Source organism: Ruegeria alba, assembly GCF_022321465.1.
In the GTDB taxonomy this organism is placed as follows: Bacteria; Pseudomonadota; Alphaproteobacteria; order Rhodobacterales; family Rhodobacteraceae; genus Ruegeria_B; species Ruegeria_B alba.
This window is the reverse complement of record NZ_JAKOEM010000006.1, coordinates 28,455-54,188: the sequence shown is the minus strand read 5'-3', so window position 1 is coordinate 54,188 and position 25,734 is coordinate 28,455. Positions and strand designations below refer to the sequence as shown.

General features: G+C 63.4%; 28 protein-coding genes. 15 read left to right on the top strand and 13 right to left on the bottom strand.

From position 1 onward, the window contains the following. Positions 1 to 36: 36 nt before the first annotated feature. Together MB818_RS09225 and MB818_RS09220 are read right to left on the bottom strand one after the other, a co-directional pair. Complete coding sequence (locus MB818_RS09225; protein ID WP_238904878.1) at positions 37 to 1,041, bottom strand: ornithine cyclodeaminase family protein; 1,005 nt, start codon at positions 1,039 to 1,041, stop codon at positions 37 to 39. Next, the gene (locus MB818_RS09220; RefSeq protein ID WP_238904876.1) at positions 1,038 to 1,736 is read right to left on the bottom strand and encodes an NAD-dependent deacylase; all 699 of its coding nucleotides are present in this window, start codon (positions 1,734 to 1,736) and stop codon (positions 1,038 to 1,040) included. Before MB818_RS09220 ends, MB818_RS09225 begins: the two co-directional genes overlap by 4 nt. Before the next feature lie 44 nt (positions 1,737 to 1,780). On the opposite strand from MB818_RS09220, the gene MB818_RS09215 reads away from it, so the two are divergent. Then, positions 1,781 to 2,242: a low molecular weight protein-tyrosine-phosphatase gene (locus MB818_RS09215; protein WP_238904875.1), complete on the top strand. Its 462-nt coding sequence runs from the start codon at positions 1,781 to 1,783 to the stop codon at positions 2,240 to 2,242. 285 nt (positions 2,243 to 2,527) lie between these two features. Here the strand turns inward: MB818_RS09215 and MB818_RS09210 are convergent, their stop codons facing one another. Then, positions 2,528 to 3,493: a LysR family transcriptional regulator gene (locus MB818_RS09210; RefSeq protein WP_234139403.1), complete on the bottom strand. Its 966-nt coding sequence runs from the start codon at positions 3,491 to 3,493 to the stop codon at positions 2,528 to 2,530. A 77-nt stretch (positions 3,494 to 3,570) separates the two neighbouring features. Here MB818_RS09210 and hisD point away from each other — a divergent pair, with 77 nt between their 5' ends. Continuing rightward, positions 3,571 to 4,872: a histidinol dehydrogenase gene (gene hisD, locus MB818_RS09205; RefSeq protein ID WP_238904874.1), complete on the top strand. Its 1,302-nt coding sequence runs from the start codon at positions 3,571 to 3,573 to the stop codon at positions 4,870 to 4,872. A gap of 47 nt (positions 4,873 to 4,919) precedes the next feature. Here hisD and MB818_RS09200 read toward each other — a convergent pair whose 3' ends face one another. Further along, entirely contained in the window at positions 4,920 to 5,237 is a 318-nt protein-coding gene (locus MB818_RS09200) for a hypothetical protein (RefSeq protein WP_234139405.1), read from the bottom strand. A gap of 375 nt (positions 5,238 to 5,612) precedes the next feature. Between MB818_RS09200 and lepA the strand changes: the two genes are divergently transcribed. After that, the gene (gene lepA / locus MB818_RS09195; RefSeq protein ID WP_234163236.1) at positions 5,613 to 7,412 is read left to right on the top strand and encodes a translation elongation factor 4; all 1,800 of its coding nucleotides are present in this window, start codon (positions 5,613 to 5,615) and stop codon (positions 7,410 to 7,412) included. 154 nt (positions 7,413 to 7,566) lie between these two features. On the opposite strand, the gene MB818_RS09190 is transcribed toward lepA, so the two are convergent. From MB818_RS09190 to MB818_RS09170, 5 genes are all read right to left on the bottom strand, one after another. Beyond that, entirely contained in the window at positions 7,567 to 8,511 is a 945-nt protein-coding gene (locus tag MB818_RS09190) for a hypothetical protein (protein WP_238904873.1), read from the bottom strand. Next, positions 8,504 to 9,094, bottom strand: coding sequence for a DUF6932 family protein (locus MB818_RS09185; RefSeq protein WP_238904872.1), 591 nt, complete (start codon positions 9,092 to 9,094; stop codon positions 8,504 to 8,506). The genes MB818_RS09190 and MB818_RS09185 overlap by 8 nt, the downstream gene beginning before the upstream one ends. Positions 9,095 to 9,424: 330 nt before the next feature. After that, positions 9,425 to 10,219, bottom strand: coding sequence for a metal ABC transporter permease (locus tag MB818_RS09180; protein WP_234139408.1), 795 nt, complete (start codon positions 10,217 to 10,219; stop codon positions 9,425 to 9,427). Then, a complete protein-coding gene (locus MB818_RS09175) occupies positions 10,219 to 10,989 on the bottom strand; it encodes an ATP-binding cassette domain-containing protein (protein WP_234143221.1) in 771 nt (256 codons plus the stop codon). The genes MB818_RS09180 and MB818_RS09175 overlap by 1 nt, the downstream gene beginning before the upstream one ends. Next, positions 10,986 to 11,465 carry a helix-turn-helix domain-containing protein gene (locus tag MB818_RS09170; protein WP_234139410.1) on the bottom strand — a complete coding sequence of 160 codons (480 nt, stop codon included), beginning with the start codon at positions 11,463 to 11,465 and terminating at the stop codon, positions 10,986 to 10,988. The genes MB818_RS09175 and MB818_RS09170 overlap by 4 nt, the downstream gene beginning before the upstream one ends. A gap of 93 nt (positions 11,466 to 11,558) precedes the next feature. Between MB818_RS09170 and MB818_RS09165 the strand changes: the two genes are divergently transcribed. Further along, entirely contained in the window at positions 11,559 to 12,557 is a 999-nt protein-coding gene (locus MB818_RS09165; RefSeq protein WP_275671437.1) for a zinc ABC transporter substrate-binding protein, read from the top strand. A gap of 11 nt (positions 12,558 to 12,568) precedes the next feature. Here the strand turns inward: MB818_RS09165 and MB818_RS09160 are convergent, their stop codons facing one another. The 3 genes from MB818_RS09160 to MB818_RS09150 all read right to left on the bottom strand — a co-directional run bounded on the left by MB818_RS09160 (position 12,569) and on the right by MB818_RS09150 (position 14,548). Next, a complete protein-coding gene (locus MB818_RS09160) occupies positions 12,569 to 13,627 on the bottom strand; it encodes a YeeE/YedE family protein (RefSeq protein ID WP_234182984.1) in 1,059 nt (352 codons plus the stop codon). 63 nt (positions 13,628 to 13,690) lie between these two features. Then, positions 13,691 to 14,026, bottom strand: coding sequence for an ArsR/SmtB family transcription factor (locus MB818_RS09155; RefSeq protein ID WP_234139412.1), 336 nt, complete (start codon positions 14,024 to 14,026; stop codon positions 13,691 to 13,693). 144 nt (positions 14,027 to 14,170) lie between these two features. Then, positions 14,171 to 14,548 (bottom strand): thioredoxin fold domain-containing protein, encoded by a 378-nt coding sequence (locus tag MB818_RS09150; protein ID WP_234216478.1) that lies wholly within the window; start codon positions 14,546 to 14,548, stop codon positions 14,171 to 14,173. Positions 14,549 to 14,643: 95 nt separating this feature from the next. On the opposite strand from MB818_RS09150, the gene MB818_RS09145 reads away from it, so the two are divergent. From MB818_RS09145 to MB818_RS09095, 11 genes are all read left to right on the top strand, one after another. Further along, positions 14,644 to 15,381, top strand: coding sequence for a cytochrome c biogenesis CcdA family protein (locus MB818_RS09145; RefSeq protein WP_234139414.1), 738 nt, complete (start codon positions 14,644 to 14,646; stop codon positions 15,379 to 15,381). A gap of 27 nt (positions 15,382 to 15,408) precedes the next feature. Then, positions 15,409 to 15,987 (top strand): thioredoxin family protein, encoded by a 579-nt coding sequence (locus tag MB818_RS09140; protein WP_234139415.1) that lies wholly within the window; start codon positions 15,409 to 15,411, stop codon positions 15,985 to 15,987. 130 nt (positions 15,988 to 16,117) lie between these two features. Beyond that, the gene (gene soxX / locus MB818_RS09135; RefSeq protein WP_234237544.1) at positions 16,118 to 16,591 is read left to right on the top strand and encodes a sulfur oxidation c-type cytochrome SoxX; all 474 of its coding nucleotides are present in this window, start codon (positions 16,118 to 16,120) and stop codon (positions 16,589 to 16,591) included. Between the two features lie 42 nt (positions 16,592 to 16,633). Continuing rightward, a complete protein-coding gene (gene soxY / locus MB818_RS09130; RefSeq protein ID WP_234139417.1) occupies positions 16,634 to 17,050 on the top strand; it encodes a thiosulfate oxidation carrier protein SoxY in 417 nt (138 codons plus the stop codon). 33 nt (positions 17,051 to 17,083) lie between these two features. Then, positions 17,084 to 17,413, top strand: coding sequence for a thiosulfate oxidation carrier complex protein SoxZ (gene soxZ / locus MB818_RS09125; protein WP_234139418.1), 330 nt, complete (start codon positions 17,084 to 17,086; stop codon positions 17,411 to 17,413). A 77-nt stretch (positions 17,414 to 17,490) separates the two neighbouring features. After that, the gene (soxA, locus tag MB818_RS09120; RefSeq protein WP_234177465.1) at positions 17,491 to 18,342 is read left to right on the top strand and encodes a sulfur oxidation c-type cytochrome SoxA; all 852 of its coding nucleotides are present in this window, start codon (positions 17,491 to 17,493) and stop codon (positions 18,340 to 18,342) included. Between the two features lie 101 nt (positions 18,343 to 18,443). Beyond that, the gene (gene soxB, locus MB818_RS09115; RefSeq protein WP_234139420.1) at positions 18,444 to 20,147 is read left to right on the top strand and encodes a thiosulfohydrolase SoxB; all 1,704 of its coding nucleotides are present in this window, start codon (positions 18,444 to 18,446) and stop codon (positions 20,145 to 20,147) included. A 78-nt stretch (positions 20,148 to 20,225) separates the two neighbouring features. Next, positions 20,226 to 21,509 carry a sulfite dehydrogenase gene (soxC, locus tag MB818_RS09110; RefSeq protein WP_238904871.1) on the top strand — a complete coding sequence of 428 codons (1,284 nt, stop codon included), beginning with the start codon at positions 20,226 to 20,228 and terminating at the stop codon, positions 21,507 to 21,509. Then, complete coding sequence (locus MB818_RS09105; protein ID WP_234139422.1) at positions 21,493 to 22,554, top strand: c-type cytochrome; 1,062 nt, start codon at positions 21,493 to 21,495, stop codon at positions 22,552 to 22,554. The genes soxC and MB818_RS09105 overlap by 17 nt, the downstream gene beginning before the upstream one ends. Before the next feature lie 3 nt (positions 22,555 to 22,557). Then, positions 22,558 to 23,268 carry a c-type cytochrome gene (locus MB818_RS09100; protein WP_234143227.1) on the top strand — a complete coding sequence of 237 codons (711 nt, stop codon included), beginning with the start codon at positions 22,558 to 22,560 and terminating at the stop codon, positions 23,266 to 23,268. 38 nt (positions 23,269 to 23,306) lie between these two features. After that, positions 23,307 to 24,569: an NAD(P)/FAD-dependent oxidoreductase gene (locus MB818_RS09095; RefSeq protein ID WP_234143228.1), complete on the top strand. Its 1,263-nt coding sequence runs from the start codon at positions 23,307 to 23,309 to the stop codon at positions 24,567 to 24,569. Between the two features lie 24 nt (positions 24,570 to 24,593). Here MB818_RS09095 and MB818_RS09090 read toward each other — a convergent pair whose 3' ends face one another. Then, positions 24,594 to 25,598, bottom strand: a complete 1,005-nt coding sequence (locus tag MB818_RS09090) for a GlxA family transcriptional regulator (protein WP_234143229.1) — start codon at positions 25,596 to 25,598, stop codon at positions 24,594 to 24,596. Positions 25,599 to 25,734 lie beyond the last annotated feature (136 nt).

The following is a 25,734-nucleotide window of genomic DNA, read 5'->3' as shown; positions in this document are numbered from 1 at the left end:
CTGTCTTCAGGCTGCGCGGCAGCCCTCATCCAAGCGTCAGGCCGGGCTTTGACCCGGCCTGGTTGCGTCTGGCCAAACAGTTGCGCGGCCAGCGCCCGTCGCCTGCGCGCGTTGCAGCGCGAGGGCGGCGATGGCGAAATCGGCGATTGCCGGACCTCGAAACAGGAAACCGGCGCGGCGGGTCGAATCGTGCCGGTTGACGCTTGTCTTGTGTCCGTCTTCTCCGAGCAAAGCCGCCAGATCGCCGCGAACCTGCGCGGGGTCGATCATCGGCCTTGGATTGGCGGCCTCTTGCGCCAGATCGTCGATATAGAGCGGGTCGAGCGCGGTCATCCCATCGGGCCGCCAGGGCAGGCCCGTATCGGTCAGGCTGGCAAAGGCGCCGGGCTTCAGCCAGCGGGCATCCAGGAACGGTATCATCTGGTGATCAAGGGTGACCGAGGAAACCACGAGATCGGCGTCGGCGATGGCGTGGTGCGGGGTGTCTGCGATCTCGACCTCCAGCCCCCGCGCGCGGGCGGCCGCGCCCAGCCGGGCGATATTCTCGGCCCCGCGCCCGAAAACGACCGCCCTTTGCAACGGAAACAGATCGCAGAACGCAGCGAGGTGCGCGCGCGCCTGGGCGCCGGCGCCGACAAAGGCCACCACGCGTGCCGCCGGATCAGCCAGCCGCCGCGCCACCAGCGCGCTGAGGCCGGCGGTGCGCATCCGGGTGATCCAGCCCGCCTGCATCAGGGCCAGCAACTGGCCGGTTTCACTGTCCTGAACCAGCAAAACGCCCTCGGTCCCGGGCAAGCCGCGTACCGGGTTGTCGGGGCTGACCATCACCGATTTCACCACGGTCAGGGAGGGGGCGTCGCCGGTCGCAAGCGTCGTCATCACATAGCGCCCGTCGCCGGGCAGCAGCGCCAATTTCGGTGCCACATGCACTGCCCCGCGAAGCTGTGCCCGGATCGCGTCCTCAAGCGCCATCTGAACCTCGGCGGTTGTTACGCCAAGCCCCCCGAGGTTGCGATCGGAGAGGATCAGGAAATCGCTCATCCCCGCAGGCCCAGCATGTCCGACACCCAGTCGGGCACGACCCGACTGGCCGGGCCGAACCGCGTCTCATCGAAGTTCGAGGCGACAGCCGAAGGTTCGAGGTTCAACTCGATCGTCCGGGCGCCACTGGCCGTGGCTTCCTGCACGAAGCCTGCCGCCGGATAGACCTGCCCCGAAGTGCCGATGGCGGCAAACAGGTCAGCGCTGGCGAGGTGGTCAAAGATCGTATCCATGTAATAGGGCATCTCGCCGAACCACACCACATCGGGCCGGGCCGATGGGCGGGTGCAGGCGGGGCAGGGGGTGGTGGTGTCCATCGTCTCGGGTGCCACCCAGCGGTGGCCGCACCCGGCGCAAAGCGCGCCTGCCAGCGTGCCATGCATGTGGATCACATTGCTGGCGCCACCGGCCTCGTGCAGCCCGTCCACGTTCTGGGTGACGATTACCACTTCGCCGGGCCAGTCGCGTTGCAGCCGGGCCAGTGCATGATGGGCGGCATTGGGCTGGGCGGCAGCCGCCTGAACCCGACGTGCATTGTAGAATTCGTGGACCAGCACCGGATCGCGGGCAAAGCCCTCGGGCGTTGCCACATCCTCCAACGGATATTTCGTCCAGATGCCGCCTGCGTCGCGAAAGGTTCCCAGCCCGCTTTCCGCCGAGATCCCGGCACCTGTCAGAATGACGATCTTTCTCATATCACTCCGCTCGCCTATAGGTTCTGGGGAAACAGGAGCCCCGCATGACCCACCGTATCCTCTTTGTCTGTCTAGGCAATATCTGCCGCTCGCCCGCAGCCGAGGGTGTGTTCCGCGCCCTGATGCCCGAAGCCGGGACCGACAGTGCCGGAACCGGTGGCTGGCATGTAAGTGAACCGCCCTATGGCCCGATGCGGGCGGCAGCTGCGGCACGGGGGATCGACCTGTCGGATCTGCGGGCGCGACAGTTCGTGGCGGGTGATTTCGATCTGTTTGATCTGATCCTCGCTATGGATGCCCAGAACCTGGCCGATATCGAGGCGCAACGCCCGCCGGGCAGCGCAACGCCGGTACGGCTGTTCACCGACTATGCGCCCGAGAGTGGCGCCACCCATGTTCCCGACCCCTATTATACCCGCGACTTCGACGGGGCGCTGGATCTGATCGAGATGGCGGCGCACGGATTGCGCAAACGGCTGGTTGCGGGGGCGCTGCTGCCGGGTTGAGAAGCCGTTGCGGCGGAAGCTGAGCGACGGACCTGGGAACTGCCACCTGTTACGGAGGGCGTTTCGCGGTTCGATCGTCCGGGGCTCTTCACGATGCAAGTCCCAGCACACTTTTAGAAAACCGGAAACTGCCCGCTTATCTTGCGCAAACTCGACGGCGCCCTCTTGCCCGGTGGGGGCAAGACAGGGCTTGATCCCGTCGTCCTGCTTCTTCGAACCGGTGCGCCCGATGTCCCGACACGCCCTCATTCTGCAAGAGCGCCCGCAAGCGGGACGGTGGTGCGCTCAGCTTTCGATCACGCGCAATTCGCCGCCCAGCCACGGAAGCCGCGCCACCGCGGGGTCGATGATCTGGCTCTGCACCAGCCGCCGCATGGTCTCGGCCACGTCGCGCGGCACGCGGTCGGCCCAATCGGCGCCCGCAAACAACGAGATACGGCGCGAGAAGGCGGCAAAGGGCAGGGCAAAGGCCTCGACATCGTCATGAAATCGCTCTGCCCGCATAAAGCCCAGCGGCGTCGTCACCGCCCAGCCCAACCGCCGCGCCACCATCGCCATCAGCGCCAGGTGCGAGCCGATCTCGAAACGCTCTTCAAAGTCGAGTTTCTGACGAGCCAGATGCGCCTCGATCTGGCGTCCGATCAGCTGTTCCCGCGCATAGCGCAGCAGTGGCAACCCCTGCAGGGATGCAAGCATGTCGCCACCCTTGGGCACCACGCCACGCGGCGCCACCAGGATGAAGGGATCGCGCACCAGCGGGTATTCGACGATTCCGTCATGTACCTCGCCCGAGGTCGCGGCCACCGCGATATGCAGCCGTCGCGCCTTCATCGCTTCGCTTATCTCGTGGCTGGGTGCGGTGATCAACTTGAACCGGCACTTGGTCAGACTATCGGCCAGCAGGGTCGCCAGCCGCGGTGTCAGGTCGTTGTCGAAATCGTCGATCAGTCCCATGCTGAGCGTGCTCAGATGGGTCAGGTCCATCACCGTCAGCTCGCTCTGCGCCAGACGCAGCTCGCTCAGTACCGTTTCCGCGCGGGGCAAGAACGCGCGTCCGGCGGGTGTCAGCACCATCGGGCGGCGCCCATGGTCGACCAGATCGGTGCCAAGCGCCTGCTCCAGGTTGCGCAGTTGCTGGCTGACGGCGGGTTGGCTCAACCCCGTCTGCGCCGAAGCCTGGGCCACCGATCCGGTGCGCGACAGCGCCTCGAACACTTCCAGACCGCGCAGGGTCACGCCTTTCATCAGCATTTCGATCGCTCCGATCAGTTTTGCATTTTCTTAAACTATCCTGACCTAAGGTCAAGTGAGGAAAACAGGAACACGCCATGACGATCACGGTTTTGAAATCCGCCCCCGGTCTGCCGCCCGCACCACAGGGCGATGCGGCGGACGTGGTGCAGGTGATGCTGGCGCGGCTTCGGTCCGAGGGCGAGGCCGCCGCACGCGACTATGCCGCGCGGCTCGATGGCTGGACCGGCGAGATCGTGGTGAGCCCCGATCAGGTCGCGCGCGCCAGCGAACAGGTGCCCGAGGACCTCAAGGCCCAGATCCGCTATGCCCATGACAATATCCGCCGCTTTGCCGAGGCACAGCGCGCCTCGGCGCTGGATTTCCAGACGGAGCTGCGCCCGGGCCTGATCGCCGGGCAGAAACAGATCCCGCTATCCGCCGCTGGGGCCTATGTGCCGGGTGGGCGCTATGCCCATATCGCCTCGGCGCTGATGACGATCACCACCGCGCGCGCCGCCGGAGTGCCGCAGATTACCGCCGTCTCGCCGCCGCAGGCGGGGCGCGGGGTGCACCCCGCGATCCTCTATGCCATGTCGCTGGCGGGGGCCGACCGCATCCTGGCGCTGGGTGGGGTGCAGGGGGTGGCGGCGCTGGCCTTTGGCCTGTTTGGCGCGCCGCCCGCCGATATCCTGGTGGGTCCGGGCAACCAGTTCGTAGCCGAGGCCAAGCGCCAGCTGTTCGGCCCCGTGGGCATCGACATGTTCGCTGGCCCCACCGACAGCCTGGTGATCGCCGACGCCACCGCCGATCCGCTCACCGTCGCCTGGGACCTGGTCGGACAGGCTGAACATGGCTACAACTCGCCGGTCTGGCTGGTCACCGACGACCGGGTGCTGGCCGAGGCGGTTCTGGCCCATATCCCCGCCTGCATCGCCGATCTGCCCGAACCCAACCGCTCCAGCGCGCAGGCGGCCTGGGATGCCTTGGGCGAGGTGATTCTGTGTGAGGATCGCGAGGAGGTGGCGGTCACCGCCGACCGCTATGCGCCCGAACACCTGCATGTGCAGGCCGCCGATCTGGACTGGTGGCGCGGAAGGCTCATGGCCTATGGCTCGCTGTTCCTGGGGGAACTCACCACCGTGGCCTTTGGCGACAAGGCCAGCGGCCCCAACCATGTGCTGCCCACTTCGGGTGCGGCGCGCTATACCGGCGGGCTCAGCGTGCACAAGTTCCTGAAAACCGTGACCTGGCAACAGGTGGAGCCGCAGGCGCTGCCCGATCTGGCCCGCGCCACCGCCACCATCTCGCGCGCCGAAGGGATGGAGGGGCATGCCCGCACCGCCGATATCCGGCTGGACAAGCTGCGCCCCGCGCTCAGGCAGGTGAACGCGGGCTAAATGGGCTTAGGGGGCGGGCTACGACCCGCCACCGCCATCTATGGGTGTTACTGGCAGATCGCCTGCGCCAGCTCGCCAAAGGCCTTGTAGCGCTTCCACAGCGCCTCGTCGCTGCTCTTGTCCGACATCCGCACCACCTGTGCCTGATGCGGGTCGCTGAACCATTTGGCGACCTTGCGCCGCTCGCTGCGGTTCAGCGCCTTGTTGGCCGCTTCCTGGATACAGCCACAGCGCTCGATGGTGGCGGCGTCGCGGCCGCTCTGCCGGCAGGCCTGATTGATCACACCCGGCGCGGCGATGGCCTGCACCGGCATCATGGTTACCAAAAGGGCAGCACCCAGCGCCCCCGTCAAAATCCGTTTCACGTCCTGGCCTCTTGCTCTGCCACGGGGTCTGCCGCCCCGCCTGTCGGGCGACACTATGGCAAAAGAGTCGCTCGGGATCAATCGGCTGCGGTAAATGGAATGTGAAGGTGGCGGGAATGTGATCGGCGAGATGCACGCGCTGCCTTCAAACAGGCGTTGACTCGCGCCCAGAGAGTTCCTGCGCCAATATCCAAGCCCTGTTAATTCTCAGAGCCCATCGAATTTGGGAGTTGCTTTAGTGGTTCATTCCGGTCGTTACCGTGGCCGTTGGGTGTCGCGGTGCGATTGCCCTTGGACGTTCCTGCCAAAATGCGGCGGTTGTAGTCGTTCGATCCACCTTGACCAAACCAAGATTCCTCATCATATGCCCAATCCATGACTGACCTCGCCCACATCCGCAATTTCTCCATCGTCGCCCATATCGACCATGGCAAATCCACCCTTGCCGACCGGCTCATCCAAGAGACCGGGACGGTGCAGGATCGTGACATGAAGGAGCAGCTGCTCGACGCTATGGATATCGAGCGCGAGCGGGGCATCACCATCAAGGCCAACACCGTCCGCATCGACTATACCGCCGACAATGGCGAGACCTATGTGCTGAACCTGATCGACACGCCCGGCCATGTCGACTTTGCCTATGAGGTCAGCCGCTCGATGCGCGCGGTCGAAGGGTCCTTGCTGGTCGTCGACAGTACGCAAGGGGTCGAGGCGCAGACGCTGGCCAATGTCTATCAGGCCATCGACGCCGACCACGAGATCGTGCCGATCCTCAACAAGATCGACCTGCCCGCCAGCGAATGCGACCGGGTGGCCGAGCAGATCGAGGATGTGATCGGCATCGACGCATCCGGCGCAATCCGGGTCAGTGCCAAGACCGGCGTCGGCATCCACGAAACGCTCGAGGCCATCGTGCATCACCTGCCCGCGCCCAAGGGCACCCGCGACGCGCCATTGAAGGCGATGCTGGTGGACAGCTGGTATGACAGCTATCTGGGCGTCATCGTGCTGGTCCGCATCATGGACGGCGTGCTGAAAAAGGGCATGCGGGTCAAGTTCATGTCGAACGGCACCCTGCACCATGTGGACCGCATCGGTGTGTTCCGCCCCGCCATGCAGATGATCGACAGCCTCGGCCCGGGCGAGATCGGCTTTCTCACCGCATCCATCAAGCAGGTGCGCGACACCCGCGTCGGCGACACCATCACCAATGACCGCAACGGCACCGAAACCGCGCTGCCGGGCTTCAAACCCGCCCAGCCGGTGGTGTTCTGCGGCCTCTTCCCGGTCGACAGCGCCGAGTTCGAGGACCTGCGCGACGCGATCGAGAAACTGGCGCTGAACGATGCCTCCTTCTCTTACGAAATGGAAACCTCGGCCGCGCTCGGCTTTGGCTTCCGCTGCGGCTTCCTTGGCCTTTTGCATCTCGAGGTCATCCGCGACCGGCTGGAACGCGAATACGATATCGAGCTGATCACCACCGCCCCCAGCGTGGTCTATCACGTCTTCATGAAAGACGGCGAGATGCGCGAGCTGCACAACCCCGCCGACATGCCCGACCTCAGCAAGGTCGACCATATCGAGGAGCCGCGCATCAAGGCCACCATCCTGGTGCCCGACGAATACCTGGGCGATGTGCTGAAACTCTGCCAGGACCGGCGCGGCATCCAACAGGATCTGAGCTATGCCGGCTCGCGCGCCATGGTGGTCTATGACCTGCCGCTGAACGAGGTTGTGTTCGACTTCTACGACCGGCTGAAATCGGTGACCAAGGGCTATGCCAGCTTTGACTACCAGCTGACCGGCTATCGCGAGGACAGCCTGGTGAAAATGTCGATCCTTGTGAATGACGAGCCGGTGGACGCGCTGTCGACCATGGTGCATCGCGACCGGGCCGAGGCGCGCGGGCGGGCCATGTGCGAGAAGTTGAAGGACCTGATCCCCCGCCACATGTTCAAGATTCCGATCCAGGCGGCCATCGGCGGCAAGGTCATCGCGCGCGAGACCCTCTCGGCGCTGCGCAAGGACGTGACCGCCAAATGCTATGGCGGCGACGCGACGCGGAAAAAGAAGCTGCTGGAAAAGCAGAAGGCGGGCAAGAAGAAGATGCGCCAGTTCGGCAAGGTGGATATCCCGCAGGAGGCGTTTATTTCAGCGTTGAAGATGGACAGCTGAGGCTGTCCATCTTGAGTGACGGTGGGCCGAAAGCGGTTGGCGCAGCCAACTGCGTGCCCACACGGTCGAGAACTGAATGACTGTGGACAGCTGAGGCTGTCCATTTTGGTTTTCACAATAAAGAAAATGACTTTTCAGATTTTTTCTATTTTATTTAGTTAATCTCTTCAAAGCCAAGAGCGGTGTAAGTGATACTAACCGAGCCGTTGGGCTTTCTAATTTCTGCGATCTCGATATCCGCTCTAAAGCGAGCGCCAAGCAACAAGCCGTCACTTTCGATTCTTTCCAGGTAATCTTGACTTATTTGCCTGTCAAACTTTCCGGATACAATCCGAGATTCACCTTCCTTGTGAAAATCGAAGGTGCGATTGCTTGGAGAAAGCCCGATTAGTTTACCGACCCACTCCTCAGTAAAAAATTCATATTTCGTGTTGGTTAACCGATTGAAGGCACGTTCAATGTCGGCAGAGGAGTGGTAGTCCGAGCGGCTCGGCAGGTTTGTTTTGAGTGACGCTTCGTTGTTGTGCAGATGAGTGAAAAAATCGGTTAAACTTGAAAAAAGGCGAGGGTTTATCTCATCTATCTCCAAAAGAAACCGATCATCATCTCTCTGCGTCAATTCGTTGATCGCCTCGATGGCAGTGTTCAAGGCTTCCCGCGCGGAAGTTGGGATTACGCTGGATTGCTCGGTATCATCCTCTTGCAATACAAACCCAAAAGAGCCGAATGCTAAATCTGTGATGCGCAATGCGGATTGCGTGCTCTTGGCTACTTGTCCTCGCGTTCCCTTTAGGCCATTTTTTGAGTTCGCTGCATAAAGTTTGGCTACAATGTCTTGGAAAAAAGATAGGGCTTTAATGGCGAACCTGGCGTCAATAGATTTTTGACCGCGCACAGGTTTGCCGTCAAACAATAGCGCCACCTCTGCAACATTGGCATCGGTTCTCTCAATTAGCTCTAGTTCTTCCCTAATAGCATCTAGACGAGATTGGAAATTTAATCTAGCAACAACATCTCCAAGCTCTTTTGCCTCGAAAAGAAGCGCCTGAACCTTAACTTGTTCAGAACGAAGGTGTTCCAGATTCGAAATGTCAGACATCAAATCTCCCCCTCACCATCGCTTCAATGTTTTGGAATTCCATCGCATCTAAGGGCAACGGAATCTCCACGATGCCTTTTCGGCGAGCACTTCCTCTTTGCTCCGAGAAAAGCCCTAACCAGTATGATGACCAGTGCACAAGGTAGCTAGCGTCTGCATCTAGATCAAGACTGTAGCTGTCACAACTGTAGTTCGCCTTGTTGCTCCTTGGGTCAAAAAACTTGAAGTGAAGCTCGTTTTCATAGTCGGTGTTCCACCTAAGCCCATCATTGGCGTACCTTATCGGTCTCCGGAAAAGTGTGACAAGGTCAATGTCGTTGGGTGGGCGCCCTCTTACTTTTTCGATATCTTCAACAAAGCTGCCGTCTATCCACTGTGAGCCGACCACAAAGCCGCCTCGGAACAAATGTTCTCGGTAACGGTTCAGGCCAAGAACCAAACGTGCTCTCTGTGGAGAAGTGACAAAGCGCTCCACAAAGTTCTGTATCGTTGACCTATACGGCGATCTGAGCGCTGGTTTAGTTGGATCTGATCCAATAAATGCGGGGAGGGTTCCGCCGATATCAAAATCTGGGATGGTCATTACTGCTACCAACTTAAGTTGTAGCAAGTTAACAGAATGCTACTATGAGGCAAGCGCTTGATGAGTTCTTGTTGCGGATGCTTGGTCCTTTGTGTCGGTTCAGCCTCCATGTCGTTTAGGTTTGAGATGTGATTAGAAGTCTCTAGAAGTTGTTACCCAGTAACCTATGATCCACCCCCTCACCAAAACCACCCCTTCCTTACCTCCCCCGCAACCTCGCCGCCCTCCACCCCCACGACCCCGCCCGCCTTCAGGATCCGCCGTTCCTCGGCGCGGGTCATTTGGAACTTGCGCGCAGGGGGGGCGCCTAAAACACGGACCGTTCGACCCTCACCGCCCCCGCACCAGGCCTCGCGCCAATGTGGTCACGATAAAGCTCAGCGCGGCGACGCAGACGATGCTGGGGCCTGCGGGTGTGTCGAACAGGTAGGCGCCGTAAAGGCCGGCCAGCGCCGAAAGCCCGCCGATGCCCGCTGCCCCCAGTGCCATCCCCTCGGGCGTGCCTGACAGGGGCCGGGCGGCGGCGGCGGGGATGACCAGCAGCGCGGCGATCAGCAGCACGCCCACCACCTTGATCGCCACCGCGACCACCACCGCCAGCGCCAGCGTCAGCCAGGTCTCGGCCCGGCGCGGATCGACCCCGGCGGCATGGGCCAGATCGGGGTTCAGCGTCGCGATCAGCAGGTCGGACCAGCGCCACAGCGTCAGCCCCAGCACCAGCGCGCCGCCGCCCCAGATCACCGCCAGATCGCTGCGCGACACCGCCAGGATATCGCCGAACAGAAAGGCCATCAGGTCCAGCCGCACATCCGCCAGCAGCGACACCGCCACCAGCCCCGCCGCCAGCGCCGTATGCGCCATCACCCCCAGCGCCGTGTCCATCGCATAGCCGCGCCCGCGCATCAGCGTCACCGCCGAGGCCATCAGCACCGCCGCCAGCACCACCGCCGGCAGGATCGGTGCCGACAGCGCCAGCGCCAGCGCCACGCCCAGCACCGCCGCATGCGCCGTCGCCTCGCCGAAATAGGCCATCCGCCGCCAGACCACGAAACAGCCCAGCGGCCCCGAGGCCAGCGCGACGCCTGCGCCCGCGAGCGCTGCGCGGATCATGAAATCGTCCAGCATCACCGGTCTCCGTGCTGATGCATATGCTCTGCGCCATGGTCATGGCCGCAATCGTCGTCGTGGCTGTGGCTGTGCTGGTGGCGGTAGAGCGCCAGCGCCCCCCGCGTGCCGGTGCCGAACAGTGCCCGGTATTCCGGCGCGTCGGCCACCACCTCGGGCGTGCCCTCGCAGCAGATATGACCGTTCATGCACAGCACCCGGTCCGAGGCGGCCATGACGACGTGCAGATCGTGGCTGACCATCACCACCGCGCAGCCGAGGTCCTGGCGGACCTCTTCGATCTGTTGATAAAATGCGGCCGATCCGGGCTGGTCCAGCCCCTGCGTCGCCTCGTCCAGCAGCAGGAGTTGCGGGCGTTCCAGCACCGCGCGCGCCAGCAGCACGCGCTGGAACTGGCCGCCCGACAGGTCGGTCATCTGCCGGTTGGCCAGGTCGGGCACACCGGCGCGGGCCAGCGCCTCGGCGGCGACATCCTGCGGCACCCGGCGCGGCAGGCTCAGGAAGCGGCTGACGGTGATCGGCAGCGTCGCGTCGATCGCCAGTTTCTGCGGCACATAGCCGATGCGCAGACCCGGCGCGCGGATCACCCGGCCCGAGGCCGGGGGCAGGGCGCCGATCAGCGCCCTGAGAAAGGTGGATTTGCCCGAGCCGTTGGGGCCGACGATGGTGACGATCTCTCCGGCCGCGACAGCGACGGTGATATCGGCGAGCACGGTGCGGCCGTCGACCCGGATGCTCAGCCCCTCGGCGGCAATGACCGGAGTGTTCATGCGGCCTGACCCGCGCAGCCGGGACAGAGTCCCTCGGCCTCGACCACGATCCGTTCGATGGTGAACCCGGCCTCGGCGGCGGCCTTGCCCAGACGGCCCTGTTCCAGCTCGGTTCCCGCCTCGGCCACCGCCTTGCAGTTGCGGCAGATCAGAAAGGCGGGCACGTGGTCCTCCTCGGGATGGGCGCAGGCGGTATAGGCGTTCAGCCGCTCGATCCGGTGGGCGAACCCGTTCTGCACCAGGAAATCCAGCGCCCGATAGGCCACGGGCGGTTGCGAGCCCAGCCCGTCGGCGGCGAGAATGTCTAGGATTTCATAAGCGCCCATGGCCCGGTGACGGTCCAGCAGGATTTCCAGCACCCGGCGCCGCACCGGGGTGAATTGCAGCTTGTGCGCGGCGCAATGGCTTTCGGCCTGATGCAGCGCGGTGGCGATGCACTGGCTGTGGTCGTGACGTTCGAAACCTTTGGCGGTCATTCGGGCCTCCCGGCGAATTTCAGGCTTGATATGTTATAACATCCCCGATATCAAGTCGCGCAAGTTGTTACACTATAACATGTCGAGGTGTCCATGAACCGTCTATCCCTATCCGCGTTGATGATGACCTGTGCCACGCCGCTGCTGGCCGAGGTGCCGCAGGTTGCGGTCGATATAGCGCCCGTTCATTCGCTGGTGGCCCAGCTCATGGCCGGGGTTGGCGAACCGGACCTGATTGTGCGCCCCGGTGCCTCGCCGCATGGTTATGCCCTGCGCCCGTCCGAAGCGCGGGCAGTGCAGCAGGCCGATCTGGTGGTCTGGATGGGCGAGGAGCTGACCCCGTGGCTGGAGAAGCCGCTGTCGTCGCTGTCGGGCGATGCCCGCCATATCGCACTGCTCGAACAACCCGCGACGGCGCGGTTGGGATATCGCGATCTGGCGCATGATGACCACGAAGATCATGACGATCATGACGATCACAAGGAACATGCAGATCACGAAACGCAGGGCGACAAGGGGCATGACGATCACGCGCAGGCCGCGCATGACGACCATGACGGCGATCATGATCACAGTGGCACCGACCCGCATGCCTGGCTCGATCCGGGCAATGCCAGCGTCTGGCTGTCGCTGCTGGCGGAGGAACTGGCCGGGCTCGATCCCGATCACGCGGACCGGTACCGCGCCAACGCGGCCGAGGCGCAAGCCCGGCTGGCCGAGCTGACAGTCCAGATCGCGGCAGAGTTGCAACCGATGCAAGGTAAACCCTTTATCGCGTTTCACGATGCCTACCAGTATTTCGAGCGCCCCTTTGGCCTGACGCTGGCCGGCACCGTGTCGCTGGGCGATGCCAGCAGCCCCAGCCCGGCCCGGCTGGCGCATCTGCGCGAAGAGGTGGTGGAAGAGGGGGTGACCTGCGCCTTTTCCGAACCGCAATACAACACCGCCCTGATCGAAACGGCGGTCGAGGGCACGGGCGCGGCGATTTTCGTGCTCGATCCACTGGGCGCTGGGCTTGAGCCGGGGCCGGAGCTTTATCCGCAGGTGCTGCGCGACATGGCGGCAAGCTTTGCCGCCTGCGCGGCGCGCTGAACGACAAGATGCTATTCGGCGGCGCTGAACCCTTCGATCAACTGGCGTAGCCCCAGCGCGGCGCCGGCAAAGATTGCCAGAAATGTAACCGGGGCGCTGATTGCCAGCAGGCTGAAGGCTGTCAGCCCCTGACCCACGGTGCAGCCCATGGCAATGACTGCGCCGGTGCCCATGATCGCCGCTCCTACGATCTGGCGGCGCAGTTCGCGCGGGTCCTCGCAGGCCTCCCAGCGGAAATGGCCCTTGATCAGCGAGCCGATAAAGGCGCCTGCCCAAACCCCGGCGACCGAACCCACCGCAAAGGACAGCGGGCGCACCGAACCGGTCATCGCATAGAGGATGGTCTCGCCCACTGGCGCCGAGAAGCTGTGGGAGGCGACCTGTAGACCATCGAAGCCGTTCTGATAGACCCAGAAGCTTCCAGCCCAGCCGCTGACGACCGCGCCAGCGACCACCAGCGACCAGAAGATGGATTTCGGCTCGCGTCGCATGTCCCGTGAGCTAAGTGCAGCAAGGCAAAGGAGCAGACCGATGGCGATGCCGATCACATGTACCGGCAGGCCAGTCAGCACATGGGCGTGATGGGCCAGCCCCGGCGGCAGGTCGCCGGCGACCTCTATCTGGGGAAACAGCAGGTTGCGCAGCGGCGCCAGAGGTCCGGCCAGGGTGACATAGGTAAAGACCCCCATCACCAGAACGATGACAAAGGCGCGCAGATCGCCACCGCCCAGCCGCGCGATCGAGCCGTAGCCGCAATTGCCCGCCAGCGCCATGCCATAGCCGAACATCAGACCTCCCAGGATCGAGGCCAGCGGCATCCAGCGGATCGACAGGTAATAGCTCTGCTCGGGATCGAGCCAGCCCAGCCCCATCAGGCCGAAACTGCCCGCCATGGCGGCGCCGATGGCCAGCACCCACATCCGCATCCGGAGGTCGGAGCCGCCATAGAGCAGGTCTTCGATCGCGCCCAGGGTACAGAACCGGCCCAGGCGTGCAGCCAGCCCCAAGGCAATACCGCCCAAGAGGCCGATCAACGCGACGGCCTGGCTGTCGCTCAGCCAAACAAGCATGTTTTCCTCCCCACGCTCCGGTGGCCGGTTCCGCTTCTTGGCGACCGGAACCGGGTGGGCGGCTCAGTCGTTGTTGCAGAACAGGTCGTAGACCACTTCCAGTATCCGCCTTGGCCGCTCATCTGCCAAGCGGTAATAGATCGCCTTGCCCTCGCGGCGCGGAATTACCAGACCTTCGAGCCGCAGACGGGACAGTTGTTGCGACACCGCCGCCTGACGGGCGGCAAGCAACTCTTCCAACTCGGTTACCGATTTCTCGCCCGATACCAGATGGCACAGGATCATCAGCCGCCCTTCGTGACTGATCGCCTTGAGGAAATTCGACGCGGTGGTGGCATTGTCGACCATCTTGTCGAGTTCATCATCGGCCATATCGGTCGAAAACTTCGGAAGTGCCATGTCTCTTGTCCTCGTCCCCGGGTCGGTCCCGGGCAATAACTCAAGCGTCAACCCTCTATCTGGCGCGCCGGGCGCCCCTTAACCGATTTGCCGCGCGTAATCCACCATCACACGCGAATATGTTTGTTCTCGTGTCCCGCCTGCTCAACTGCTGCCGGGAGGTTTGGGCACAAAGCCCGTGTGATCGAGCAACAGCTTTTCCAGCAGCGGCCAGAAGAAATCCTCGCCCGGATAGCCTTCGAGCCGTGCCAGCTCGCGCCCGTCCTCGACGATCAGAAAGGTCGGGGTGAACACCACCCGGCGCGCGGTTTCCAGATCGGCGGGGATCGCCCGCAGATCGACCCGGCGCAACGGGGCAAAGGCGCCCTCGGCGGTCTTGGGGTAGATCGGCGCGATTTCCTCGTTCCATCGGGCGCACCATTCGCAGCCATGTTGCTCGACCATGACCAGTTCCGCCGCCAGCGCCGGCAAGGCAAGGACCGCCGCCAGACCCGCGGCCAGAAAGTTTCTCGTCATGCCCATGAATGCACCGTTGACCTTTCACTGACACAAAACATAATTTGAATGTGTGAATAGATCAAGCCGCGCGCAAGCGCCGTGCATCACAAGGCCGACAGATGTTCGAAATTTCCTATCTTGGTGCGCTGTTTGCCGGGCTGCTCAGCTTCTTTACCCCCTGCGTGCTGCCGATGGTGCCGTTCTACCTGTCCTATATGGGCGGGCTCAGCATGGCCGAACTGCGCGGCGACGGGCGGATCGCGCCGGGGGCGCAGCGACGGCTGATCGTGTCGTCCATCGCCTTTGCCGCCGGGGTCACCTCGGTCTTCATGATGCTGGGCATGGGGGCGACCGCGCTGGGGCGGCTGTTTGGCACCTATCTGGACACGCTGTCCTGGGCGGCGGCGGCGATACTGGTGGTGTTCGGCCTGCATTTCCTGGGCGTGATCCGGGTGCCGCTGCTCTATCGTGAGGCCCGGATGGACAGTTCCATGCCCGCCTCGACCCTGCTTGGGGCCTATCTGATGGGTCTGGCTTTCGGCTTTGGCTGGACACCCTGTGTGGGCCCGGCGCTGGCGGCGATCCTGATGATCGCCAGCGGCATGGGCGAGATCTGGCGTGGTGGCCTCTTGCTGCTGGTCTATGGCGTCGGCATGACCGCGCCTTTTGTGGTAGCCGCCTTTTTCGCGCGTCCCTTTCTGGGGTGGGTCCAGCGCCATCGCGCCGCCTTTGCCTGGGTTGAGAAGGGGATGGGGGCAATGCTGATCGTATTTGCTATCCTGATTGTCACCGGCGGTGTGAACTGGATCGCCGACGCGATGATCCGTTGGGTTCCCAGCTTTTCGGCACTGGGCTGAGGGGCGGGCTGATTATGAGGTGAGGAGATGAGAAGATTTCTGGCGATACTGGGCCTGCTGGCCCTGACGGGCGGCGCGCAGGCTGCGGAGCTGGGCGATGACGGGCTGCACAAGACCGCCTGGATGCGCGACACGTTCAAGGACCTGCGCGAGGACCTGGGCGAGGCCAACGCAGAGGGCAAACGCCTGGTGCTGTTCTTTGAGCAGCGCGGCTGCGTCTACTGCGCCAAGATGCACAAGGAGGTGTTTCCCCGGCCCGAGGTGAGCAGCTATATCGAAGAGAACTATTTCGTGGTACAATTGAATCTGCACGGCGATATCGAGGTCACCGATTTCGATGGCGAGGCGCTGTCGGAAAAGGACATGGCCCGCAAATGGGGCATCCTGTTCACGCCGACGATTCTGTTCCTGCCCGAAGAGGTGGCCGAGGACCAGTCGGCCCAGCAGGCGGCGGTGGCGGTGATGCCCGGCGCCTTTGGCGCGGGCACCACGCTGGACATGTTCACCTGGGTTGCTGAAAAGCGGTATGCGCTTGATAACGATGAGGATTTTCAACGGTATCACGCCCGGCGCATTCAGGAGCGCAGCAATGGTTCCACGGACTGAGCGTCGGGCGCAACAAAATTCCAATTCACATTTGCGAATTTGATGTTGCGTTCGGGGTGGTTCGTGGCCTACGGTATACCGAGCGAGTTTCGCCACGTGCGCAGACACGTGGGAGCCAATGGGAGGACACATGAAGACAACTATTCTGACGCTGGCCGCCGCGCTGATCGGTGGCGCAGCCTGGGCGGGTGAAACCGCACCAGGCGATGTGGTCTATGCCGACGGCGCCGTCGAGGCATCGCTGACCGGAACGCCCGGCGATGCGGCCAACGGTGCCATGGTCGTGGGCTCGAAAAAGCACGGCAACTGTGTCGCCTGCCATCAGGTCAGCGCATTGGCGGATGTCCCCTTCCATGGCGAGATCGGGCCGTCGCTGGACGGCGCGGGCAGCCGCTGGACCGAGGCCGAGCTGCGCGGGCTGGTCGCCAATGCCAAGCTGACGTTCGAAGGGTCGATGATGCCGTCCTTCTACCGGGTCGACGGCTATGTCCGCCCCGGCAACGCCTATACCGGAAAGGCGCCCGATGGCCCGCTGACGCCGCTCTTGTCGGCGCAAGAGATCGAAGATGTGGTCGCATTCCTCGCGACCCTCAAGGACGAATAAGCCGTGCCGGAACCGCGCGGCGACAAACAAAGGAGAGCAACGATGGATTTCTCACGTCGTGACACCCTGGGCCTGGCCCTGGGCGCAGCGGCCCTGACGGTGCTGCCGTTCCGCGTGAACGCCGCCGCCGAGGACCGGATCGCCGAGTTTACCGGCGGTGCAGACATGGGCGAGGGCGGGCTGACCCTGACCGCGCCCGAGATTGCCGAGAACGGCAATACCGTTCCGATCGAGGTCAGCGCCCCCGGCGCGACGGCGATCCTGGTTCTGGCCATGGGCAACCCGACCCCGGGCGTGGCGCAGTTCAACTTCGGCCCGCTGGCTGCTGCGCAGTCGGCCTCGACCCGCATTCGTCTGGCCGGGACTCAGGACGTTGTCGCCATCGCCAAGATGGCCGACGGCTCCTTCGTCAAGGCCAGCTCGACCGTAAAAGTGACCATCGGCGGCTGTGGCGGCTAAGCCCGCGCGTCCGATAATCAGGAGACAAGACACATGGCATCTGGTGTTAAACCCCGCGTGAAGGTCCCGAAATCGGCAGCAGCCGGCGAGGCGATCACGATCAAGACGCTCATCAGCCACGCGATGGAAAGCGGTCAGCGCAAGGACAAGGAAGGCAATGTCATTCCGCGTTCGATCATCAACCGCTTCACCTGCGAATTCAACGGCCAGTCGGTGATCGACATCACCATGGAGCCGGCGATTTCCACCAACCCCTATTTCCAGTTCGAAGCAACTGTGCCCGAAGCGGGCGAGTTCGCCTTCACCTGGTATGACGATGACGGCTCTGTCTACAACGACAACAAGTCGATCACGATCGCCTGATCCGCGGTCCTAGGCAAAAGATGCCGCCGCCCGGTGCGCGAACCGGGCGCGGCCAATCACCCAAGGGAGGAATATGGATGAAAGTCAGGGCAATGACCGCGATTGCCGCGTTGCTGGCCGCGCCTCTGGCGGCGGTGGCCGGCCCGGACGGCGATGAGTTGGTCGTCAACGGCGAGATCAACATGGTCACCCAAACCGAAGCGCCCGCCCATCTGGATGGCGCGCTGTCCGAGTTGTACTCGGGCTGGCGTTTCCGTTCGGACGAGACCCAGGCGTTGCAGATGGATGACTTCGACAACCCGGCCATGGTCTTTGTCGACCAGGCGCAAGAGGCGTGGGACACCGCCGATGGAACCGAGGGCAAATCCTGTGCCTCGTGCCACGGCGATGCCGCCGAAAGCATGGCGGGCGTGCGGGCTGTCTATCCCAAGTGGAACGAGGCCGCCGGAGAGGTGCGCACTCTGGAAGCGCAGGTCAACGACTGCCGCGAGAACCGCATGGGCGCCAAGGCGTGGAAATATGACGGTGGCGACATGGCGGCGATGACGGCGCTGATCTCGGTGCAGTCGCGCGGCATGCCGGTGAATGTGGCGATTGACGGCCCGGTTCAGGCAACCTGGGAGATGGGCAAGGAAATCTACTACACCCGTTACGGTCAGCTGGAACTGAGCTGTGCGAATTGCCATGAGGACAATTATGGCAACATGATCCGCGCCGACCACCTGAGCCAGGGGCAGATCAACGGTTTCCCGACCTACCGCCTGAAAAATGCCAAGCTGAACACGGCCCATGCCCGCTTCAAGGGCTGCGTGCGCGATACCCGCGCCGAGACGTTCAGCCCCGGCAGCCCGGAATTCGTGGCGCTGGAACTCTATGTCGCCAGCCGCGGCAACGGCCTGTCGGTCGAAGGACCCTCGGTCCGCAACTAACACCCGGGCCCCGCACCGGAATACCGGTGCGGGGTCTTTTTTGCCCAGACAAATTCACTTTTGTGAATTTATGATGAAAACGATCAGGAAAAGGCTGCCTCATGATCTCCCGTCGCGACTTTCTTCAGGTTTCCATGGCCGCATCGGCCCTGGTGGGGGCCTCCGGCTTTGGCAATTGGTCCCGGCTGGCCGCGCAGCAGGCGCTGACCCAGGACCAGCTCCTGGAATTCGACACGTTCGGCAACCTGACCCTGATCCATATCACCGACATCCATGCCCAGCTGATGCCGATCTATTTCCGCGAGCCCGAGGTCAATCTGGGTATCGGCGCGGCCAAGGGGCAGATGCCGCATGTCACCGGTGCCGATTTCCGCCGCTTCTACGGGATCGAGGATGGCAGCCCATCGGCCTATGCGCTGACATATAACGATTTTTCCTCGCTGGCCCGGGCCTATGGCCGGGTGGGCGGCATGGACCGGGTCGCCACCGTGGTGAACGCCATCCGCGCCGACCGGCCCGATGCGCTGCTCTTGGACGGCGGCGATACCTGGCATGGCTCCTATACCTGCTTCCACACCGAGGGGCAGGATGTCGTCAATGTGATGAACGCGCTGAAACCCGATGCGATGACCTTTCACTGGGAATTCACCCTGGGCACCGACCGGGTCACCGAGCTGGTCGAAAGCCTGCCCTTTGCCTCGCTGGGCCAGAACATCTTTGACGCCGAATGGGACGAGCCGTCGGAGCTGTTCAAACCCTACAAGTTCTTCGAGCGCGGCGGCGTCAAGGTCGCGGTCATCGGTCAGGCCTTCCCCTATATGCCGATCGCCAATCCGGGCTGGATGTTCCCCGAATTCTCCTTCGGCATCCGCGAAGAGAACATGCAGGCCATGGTCGACGAGGTCCGGGCTGAGGGCGCCGAGGTTGTCGTGGTGCTGAGCCATAACGGCTTTGACGTGGACAAGAAGATGGCGGGCCGGGTCACCGGCATCGACGTCATTCTCAGTGGTCACACCCATGACGCGCTGCCCGAACCGGTGCTGGTGGAACAGACCTATGTGATCGCCAGCGGCTCGAACGGCAAATTCGTCAGCCGGGTCGATCTGGATATCCGCGATGGCCGGATGATGGGTTTGAAACACAAGCTGATCCCGATCTTCTCGGACGTGATCGCCCCCGACCCGCAGGTCACCGCCCTGATCAACGCGCAGCGCGAGCCGCATATCGACCAGCTGCGCGAGGTGATCGGGCGCACCGCCGATGATGCGCTGCTCTATCGTCGCGGCAATTTCAACGGCACCTGGGACGACCTGATCTGCGACGCGCTGATCTCCGAGCGCGACGCCGATATCGCCATGTCGCCCGGCGTGCGCTGGGGACCGTCGATCCTGCCGGGGCAGGAGATCACCCGAGAGGATATCTGGAACGTCACCTCGATGAGTTACGGCGCCGCCTATCGCACCGAGATGACCGGAGAGTTCCTGCATGTGGTGCTCGAGGATGTGGGCGACAACCTGTTCAACCCCGACCCCTATTACCAGCAGGGCGGCGACATGGTGCGTGTCGGCGGGCTGGGCTACCGCATCGACGTGACCAAGCCGCAGGGGGAACGCATCAGCGACATGACCCTGCTCAAGACCGGGGAAAAGATCGACCCGGCCAAGAATTACGTCGTCGCCGGCTGGGCCAGCGTCAACGAGGGCACCGAAGGCCCGCAGATCTGGGATGTGGTCGAAAACCACATTCGCAAACTGGGCACCGTCAACGTGACCCCCAATACATCGGTCGAGGTCGTGGGCGCCTGAGGCGCTCACAACCAGCGTAAATTTTTTGAGCGATTGCATTCACATACGCGAATGCAGTGATGCAAAGGAGGCAACAGTATGAGTGAAAGCTCTGGCAAGCACAGCCCGTCGCGCCGCCGGTTCCTGACCAGTGTCGCGGCTGCCGGTGCAGGGGCCGTGGCGGCGGGCGCGGCACGGGCCGCAGGTCCCGATCCGCTGATCACCGAGGTTCAGGACTGGGCGCGCGCCACCGGCGATGGTGTGGACGCGACCCCCTATGGCCTGCCCATCGAATACGAGGGCGACGTCATTCGCCGCAACGTGGAATGGCTGACCGCCGACACGATCAGCTCGATCAACTTTACCCCGATCCACGCGCTGGATGGCACCATCACCCCGCAGGGATGTGCCTTCGAGCGGCACCATTCGGGCGCCATCGCGCTGAAGAAGGAAGATTACCGCCTGATGATCAACGGGCTGGTCGATCAGCCGCTGGTCTTCTCCTATGCCGATCTGGAGCGGTTCCCGCGCCAGAACCACGTGTACTTCTGCGAATGCGCGGCAAACTCGGGCATGGAATGGGCCGGTGCGCAGCTGAACGGCGCCCAGTTCACCCATGGCATGATCCATAACATGGAATATTCCGGCGTCTCGCTGCGCACCCTGCTGGAAGAGGCGGGGCTGGGCGCGGCAGGCGATCTCAAGGACAAATGGGTCTATGTCGAGGGCGCCGATGCCTCGTCCAACGGCCGCTCGATCCCGATGGAAAAGGCGCTGGATGACGTTCTGGTCGCCTTCAAGGCCAATGGCGAGGCGCTGCGCAAGGAACATGGCTATCCCGTGCGCCTGGTCGTTCCCGGCTGGGAAGGCAACATGTGGGTCAAGTGGCTGCGCCGGATCGAGGTGATGGACGGCCCCGTCGAAAGCCGCGAGGAGACCTCGAAATACACCGACACGCTCGAGGATGGCACCAGCCGCAAATGGACCTGGGTGATGGATGCCAAATCGGTCGTCACCTCGCCCAGCCCGCAGGCGCCGATCACCCATGGTGCCGGTCCGCTGGTGATCACCGGCCTGGCCTGGTCGGGCCGAGGTGCGATCACCGGTGTCGATGTCTCGATGGATGGCGGCAAAAGCTGGCAGCCCGCCCGCCTTGCGGCGCCGGGACAGGACAAGGCGCTCACCCGGTTCTATCTCGATACCAACTGGGACGGGTCCGAGATGCTGTTGCAAAGCCGCGCCCGCGATTCCAGCGGCTATGTGCAGCCCACCAAGGCGCAGCTGCGCGAGGTGCGGGGCCTCAACTCGATCTATCACAACAACGCGATCCAGACCTGGTGGGTCAAGGCAAACGGAGTGGCCGAAAATGTCGAAGTTTCCTAAGCTGACCCTCACCGCATCGGTCACCGCGCTGATGCTGTCGGCGCCGGCCTGGGCGGGCGAGTTTGGACTGGGCCGCCCGGCGCTGCCCGAAGAGATCGCCGCCTGGGATCTGGACGTCAGCCCCGATGGCACCGGCCTGCCCGCAGGCGAGGGTTCGGTCGAGGATGGCGAGATGGTGTTTGCCGAACACTGCGCCATCTGCCACGGCGATTTCGCCGAGGGGGTCGACAACTGGCCCAAGCTGGCCGGTGGCATGGACACGCTCGACCGCGAGGATCCGCTCAAGACCGTGGGCTCCTACTGGCCGCACCTGTCCACCGCCTGGGACTATGTCAACCGCTCGATGCCCTTTGGCAACGCGCAGTCGCTCAGCCCGGACGAGGTCTATGCGATCGTGGCTTATATCCTTTATTCCAACGATCTGGTGGACGACGATTTCGTGCTCTCCAACGAGAATTTCGCCGAGGTCGAACTGCCCAACGCGGGCGGGTTCATCATCGATGACCGCGAAACCTCCGAGGCGCATTTCTGGACCGACGCGCCCTGCATGGAAAACTGCAAGGACACGGTCGAGATCACCATGCGCGCCCGCGTGCTGGACGTGACGCCGGATACGGGCGGGGACAACGCGGCCGCGGCAGAGCCCGAGGGGGCGGCCACTGTCACCGAAGCGGCAGCAACCGAAACGGCGGCGGAACCTGCGCCTGTGGAAGCGGCGGCGCTTGATCCCGATCTGGTGGCAGCGGGTGAAAAGACCTTCAAGAAGTGCAAGGCCTGCCATCAGGTCGGCGAGGGTGCCAAGAACAAGACCGGCCCCATGCTCAACGGGATCGTTGGACATGCCGCCGGTGCGGTTGACGGGTTCAAGTATTCCAAGCCGATGCAGGCCGCTGGCGAAGGCGGGCTGGTCTGGACCGAGGACGAACTCGCCGCTTTCCTCGCCAAACCCAAGGCCTATATGAAGGGGACCAAGATGTCCTTTGCCGGTCTGAAGAAGGAGGACGATATCGCCGCCGTCATCGAGTACCTGAAGAGTTTCGAGTAAGCGATGCGCTGGCTGGGAGGAGCGATACTGGCCGGGGCCGCCCTCACGGGTGCGGCCCGGGCCGATGAGACCGCGCGGGACATCGGCGATGCCGCGCGCGGGGAGGGGCTGTTTCAGGTCTGTGCCAGCTGCCACCAGGTGGGCGAGGGGGCCGAGCATGGCACCGGGCCGCATCTGAACGGCATCTTCGACCGCAAGGTCGCCCAGTTCGAGGATTTCGACTATTCCCCGGGCATCCTGCGCGCCCGGCGCGACGGGATGGTCTGGGACCTCGAACATCTCGACGCCTATCTGACCAATCCCAAGACGCTGGTCTCGGGCACCAACATGGAGTTTGCGGGCCTGCCTGACGCGCAGGACCGGGGCGACATCCTGGCCTATCTGCGCCGGTTCTCGGCCAGTCCCCAGAACATCCCCGAAGCGGCGCCCACCGCGCTGAAACAGGATGTGGAACTGGCGCCCGAGGTGCTGGCCATGGTGGGCGATCCCGAATATGGTGAATACCTGTCCACCGAATGCACCACCTGCCACCAGACCGATGGCGAGTATGACGGCATTCCGGTGATCACCGGCTGGCTGGCCGAGGACTTCGTTCTGGCCATGCATGCCTACAAGCAGAAGATCAGGCCACACCCGGTGATGCAGATGATGGCCGGGCGGCTGTCGGACGAGGAGATCGCAGCACTGGCCGCCTATTTCGAAGCGCTGGAATGACTTCCGGCGCTCATTTGTTTCTTGGAGGAGGAAACCAGATGACTTTGAACAGACGGACATTCCTGGGCACTGGTGTCGCGGCGGCGGCAGCGCTTCAGGCGCCGGTCGTGCTGGGCGCGGGCAAACCCCGTGTGGTGGTCGTTGGCGGCGGTGCCGGCGGCGCCACCGCGGCGCGCTATATCGCCAAGGGCGCTGCCGGGGCCATCGACGTGACCCTGGTGGAACCGACCCGCAGCTATTACACCTGCTTTTTCTCGAACCTCTATATCGGCGGCTTTCGCGAGCTGTCGAGCATCGCCCATTCCTATGGCAAGCTGGCCAGCGAATACGGCATCAACGTGGTGCATGACTGGGCCGTGGGCATCGACCGTGACGCGCGCACCGTCAGTCTGGCAGGGGGCGGCGTGCTGCCTTATGACCGGCTGATCCTCAGCCCCGGCATCGACTTTGTCGATGGCGCGGTCGAGGGGTGGGACGTCAGCGCCCAGAACAAGATGCCCCATGCCTACAAGGCCGGATCGCAGTCGGAACTGCTCAAGGCGCAGATCGAGGCGATGCCCGAGGGCGGCACCTTCGCCATGGTGGCCCCGCCCAACCCCTATCGCTGCCCGCCCGGACCTTACGAGCGGGTTTCGATGGTGGCGCATGTGCTGAAACAGAAAAACCCGACCGCCAAGATCATCGTGGCCGACCCCAAGCCGAAATTCTCGAAAATGGCGCTGTTCCAGGAAGGCTGGAACACCCACTATTCCGGCATGGTCGACTGGATCGGTCCGGATTTTGGCGGCGGCGACGTATCGGTCGATCCCGAGGCGATGACCGTCACCATCGACGGCGAAGAGACCAAGGTCGATGTCTGCAACGTGATCCCGGCTATGAAGGCGGGCCGCATCTGCGAGATCGCGGGCATCAACGAGGGCAACTGGGCACCGGTCATCGGCCATACGATGCAAAGCCGGATGGACGAGAATATCCACGTGCTGGGCGACGCCACCAATCAGGGCGACATGCCGAAATCGGGCTTCTCGGCCAACAGCCAGGCCAAGGTGGCGGCGATGGCGGTGCGCGCGGCGCTGACCGGCTCCAAGATGTTCCCGGCCAAGTTCTCGAACACGTGCTGGTCGCTGATCGGCACCGATGACGGGGTCAAGGTCGGCGCCACCTACGAGGCGACGGACGAGAAGATCGCCAAGGTCGACGGCTTTATCAGCGCCACCGGCGAAAGCGCCGAGCTGCGCCAGGCCACTTACGAGGAGAGCATCGGCTGGTATGCCGGCATCACCTCGGACATGTTCGGCTAAACGGCCGCGCGGGGCGTGGTCCGCTCAGGACCACGCCTTGCGGAAGGAATGCGGCGAGGCGCCGTAACGGGCGCGGAACTGCCGCGACAGGTGGCTGGTATTGGCAAAGCCGGTGGCGGCGGCGATCTCGGCCACGGTCATGTTGGTCTCGTTGAGATAGATGAAGGCACGCTCGATCCGCAGGTTGAGGTAAAACGCCATCGGTCCCTGATCCAGATAGCGTTTGAACAATCGCTCCAGCTGACGGCGCGAGATGCCCAGCCGGTCGCACAGGTCGTCATTGGTCAGCGGCTCCTCAAGTTCCGCCTCCATCAACTCGATCGCCTTGAGCAGCGCGGGGTTGCGGCTGCCGATCGCCACCGAGCGCGCCGAGCGCTGCGGCGATTGCCGGCCCGAGCGCATGTGGATGCACATGTCGGCCACCACGATGGCCAGCTTGGGCCCGTGCTGCTTTTCGATCAGGGCCAGCATCATGTCGATGGCGGTATTGCCGCCGCCGCAGGTGGTGACCCGCCCGTCCAGCTCGTAGATGTTCGGGGTCGGGGTCAGATCCGGAAAGGCCTCGGCAAAGCCGGGTTGGTTTTCCCAATGCAGGGTGAAACGGCGACCTTCCAGCAGCCCCGCCCGGGCCAGGGCAAAGGCACCGGTACAGATGCCGCCCAGGGCGCTGCCATGGCGGTATTCCCGCCGCAGCCAGGCCAGTACGGCGGGGGAGTAGCTTTTCTCCGGTTCGACCCCGGCGCAGACAAAACCCATCGCTTCGGGCGGCAGCGGTGCCAGCGCCTGATCTGGGGTGATGCGCAGCCCGTTGGAACAGGTGACCGGCGCGCCGTTCTCGGTCATCGTATGCCAGGTATATAGCTGCTTCTTGGTCAGCTGGTTGGCGATGCGCAGGGGTTCGATGGCCGCGGCCACTGCCAGCATCGTCGCCTTGGGCAGCAACAGAAAGCGGAAATCCTGCGACGGCCCGTCATAGTTCAGCGAAACCGAGGCGGAGGCTGCTTTGGAAACAAAGGGGGTCTGGGTCATGGCGCTCTGATCGGGAAGGAGCGGGCAAGGGCTCCGACGGGTTACATGCCCGTACCGTGCTGTTTGCCCGGCGCAAGGTCAATATGCGTCGCATTGTTGCCGATTTGCGTCATGCCGTTGTGCGTGTCTGCGGCAA

What these genes read in the sequence shown, in the direction of transcription:
- soxA (WP_234177465.1), top strand. Translation starts at nt 17,491, where the DNA reads ATGAAAGTCAGGGCAATGACCGCGATTGCCGCGTTGCTGGCCGCGCCT.
- soxY (WP_234139417.1), top strand. Translation starts at nt 16,634, where the DNA reads ATGGATTTCTCACGTCGTGACACCCTGGGCCTGGCCCTGGGCGCAGCG.
- MB818_RS09165 (WP_275671437.1), top strand. Translation starts at nt 11,559, where the DNA reads ATGAACCGTCTATCCCTATCCGCGTTGATGATGACCTGTGCCACGCCG.
- soxZ (WP_234139418.1), top strand. Translation starts at nt 17,084, where the DNA reads ATGGCATCTGGTGTTAAACCCCGCGTGAAGGTCCCGAAATCGGCAGCA.
- MB818_RS09175 (WP_234143221.1), bottom strand. Translation starts at nt 10,989, where the DNA reads ATGAACACTCCGGTCATTGCCGCCGAGGGGCTGAGCATCCGGGTCGAC.
- MB818_RS09160 (WP_234182984.1), bottom strand. Translation starts at nt 13,627, where the DNA reads ATGCTTGTTTGGCTGAGCGACAGCCAGGCCGTCGCGTTGATCGGCCTC.
- soxB (WP_234139420.1), top strand. Translation starts at nt 18,444, where the DNA reads ATGATCTCCCGTCGCGACTTTCTTCAGGTTTCCATGGCCGCATCGGCC.
- MB818_RS09190 (WP_238904873.1), bottom strand. Translation starts at nt 8,511, where the DNA reads ATGTCTGACATTTCGAATCTGGAACACCTTCGTTCTGAACAAGTTAAG.
- MB818_RS09220 (WP_238904876.1), bottom strand. Translation starts at nt 1,736, where the DNA reads ATGAGAAAGATCGTCATTCTGACAGGTGCCGGGATCTCGGCGGAAAGC.
- MB818_RS09105 (WP_234139422.1), top strand. Translation starts at nt 21,493, where the DNA reads ATGTCGAAGTTTCCTAAGCTGACCCTCACCGCATCGGTCACCGCGCTG.
- lepA (WP_234163236.1), top strand. Translation starts at nt 5,613, where the DNA reads ATGACTGACCTCGCCCACATCCGCAATTTCTCCATCGTCGCCCATATC.
- MB818_RS09095 (WP_234143228.1), top strand. Translation starts at nt 23,307, where the DNA reads ATGACTTTGAACAGACGGACATTCCTGGGCACTGGTGTCGCGGCGGCG.
- MB818_RS09090 (WP_234143229.1), bottom strand. Translation starts at nt 25,598, where the DNA reads ATGACCCAGACCCCCTTTGTTTCCAAAGCAGCCTCCGCCTCGGTTTCG.
- soxC (WP_238904871.1), top strand. Translation starts at nt 20,226, where the DNA reads ATGAGTGAAAGCTCTGGCAAGCACAGCCCGTCGCGCCGCCGGTTCCTG.
- hisD (WP_238904874.1), top strand. Translation starts at nt 3,571, where the DNA reads ATGACGATCACGGTTTTGAAATCCGCCCCCGGTCTGCCGCCCGCACCA.
- MB818_RS09100 (WP_234143227.1), top strand. Translation starts at nt 22,558, where the DNA reads ATGCGCTGGCTGGGAGGAGCGATACTGGCCGGGGCCGCCCTCACGGGT.
- MB818_RS09215 (WP_238904875.1), top strand. Translation starts at nt 1,781, where the DNA reads ATGACCCACCGTATCCTCTTTGTCTGTCTAGGCAATATCTGCCGCTCG.
- MB818_RS09170 (WP_234139410.1), bottom strand. Translation starts at nt 11,465, where the DNA reads ATGACCGCCAAAGGTTTCGAACGTCACGACCACAGCCAGTGCATCGCC.
- MB818_RS09150 (WP_234216478.1), bottom strand. Translation starts at nt 14,548, where the DNA reads ATGGGCATGACGAGAAACTTTCTGGCCGCGGGTCTGGCGGCGGTCCTT.
- MB818_RS09210 (WP_234139403.1), bottom strand. Translation starts at nt 3,493, where the DNA reads ATGCTGATGAAAGGCGTGACCCTGCGCGGTCTGGAAGTGTTCGAGGCG.
- MB818_RS09180 (WP_234139408.1), bottom strand. Translation starts at nt 10,219, where the DNA reads ATGCTGGACGATTTCATGATCCGCGCAGCGCTCGCGGGCGCAGGCGTC.
- MB818_RS09185 (WP_238904872.1), bottom strand. Translation starts at nt 9,094, where the DNA reads ATGACCATCCCAGATTTTGATATCGGCGGAACCCTCCCCGCATTTATT.
- MB818_RS09155 (WP_234139412.1), bottom strand. Translation starts at nt 14,026, where the DNA reads ATGGCACTTCCGAAGTTTTCGACCGATATGGCCGATGATGAACTCGAC.
- MB818_RS09145 (WP_234139414.1), top strand. Translation starts at nt 14,644, where the DNA reads ATGTTCGAAATTTCCTATCTTGGTGCGCTGTTTGCCGGGCTGCTCAGC.
- MB818_RS09225 (WP_238904878.1), bottom strand. Translation starts at nt 1,041, where the DNA reads ATGAGCGATTTCCTGATCCTCTCCGATCGCAACCTCGGGGGGCTTGGC.
- MB818_RS09140 (WP_234139415.1), top strand. Translation starts at nt 15,409, where the DNA reads ATGAGAAGATTTCTGGCGATACTGGGCCTGCTGGCCCTGACGGGCGGC.
- soxX (WP_234237544.1), top strand. Translation starts at nt 16,118, where the DNA reads ATGAAGACAACTATTCTGACGCTGGCCGCCGCGCTGATCGGTGGCGCA.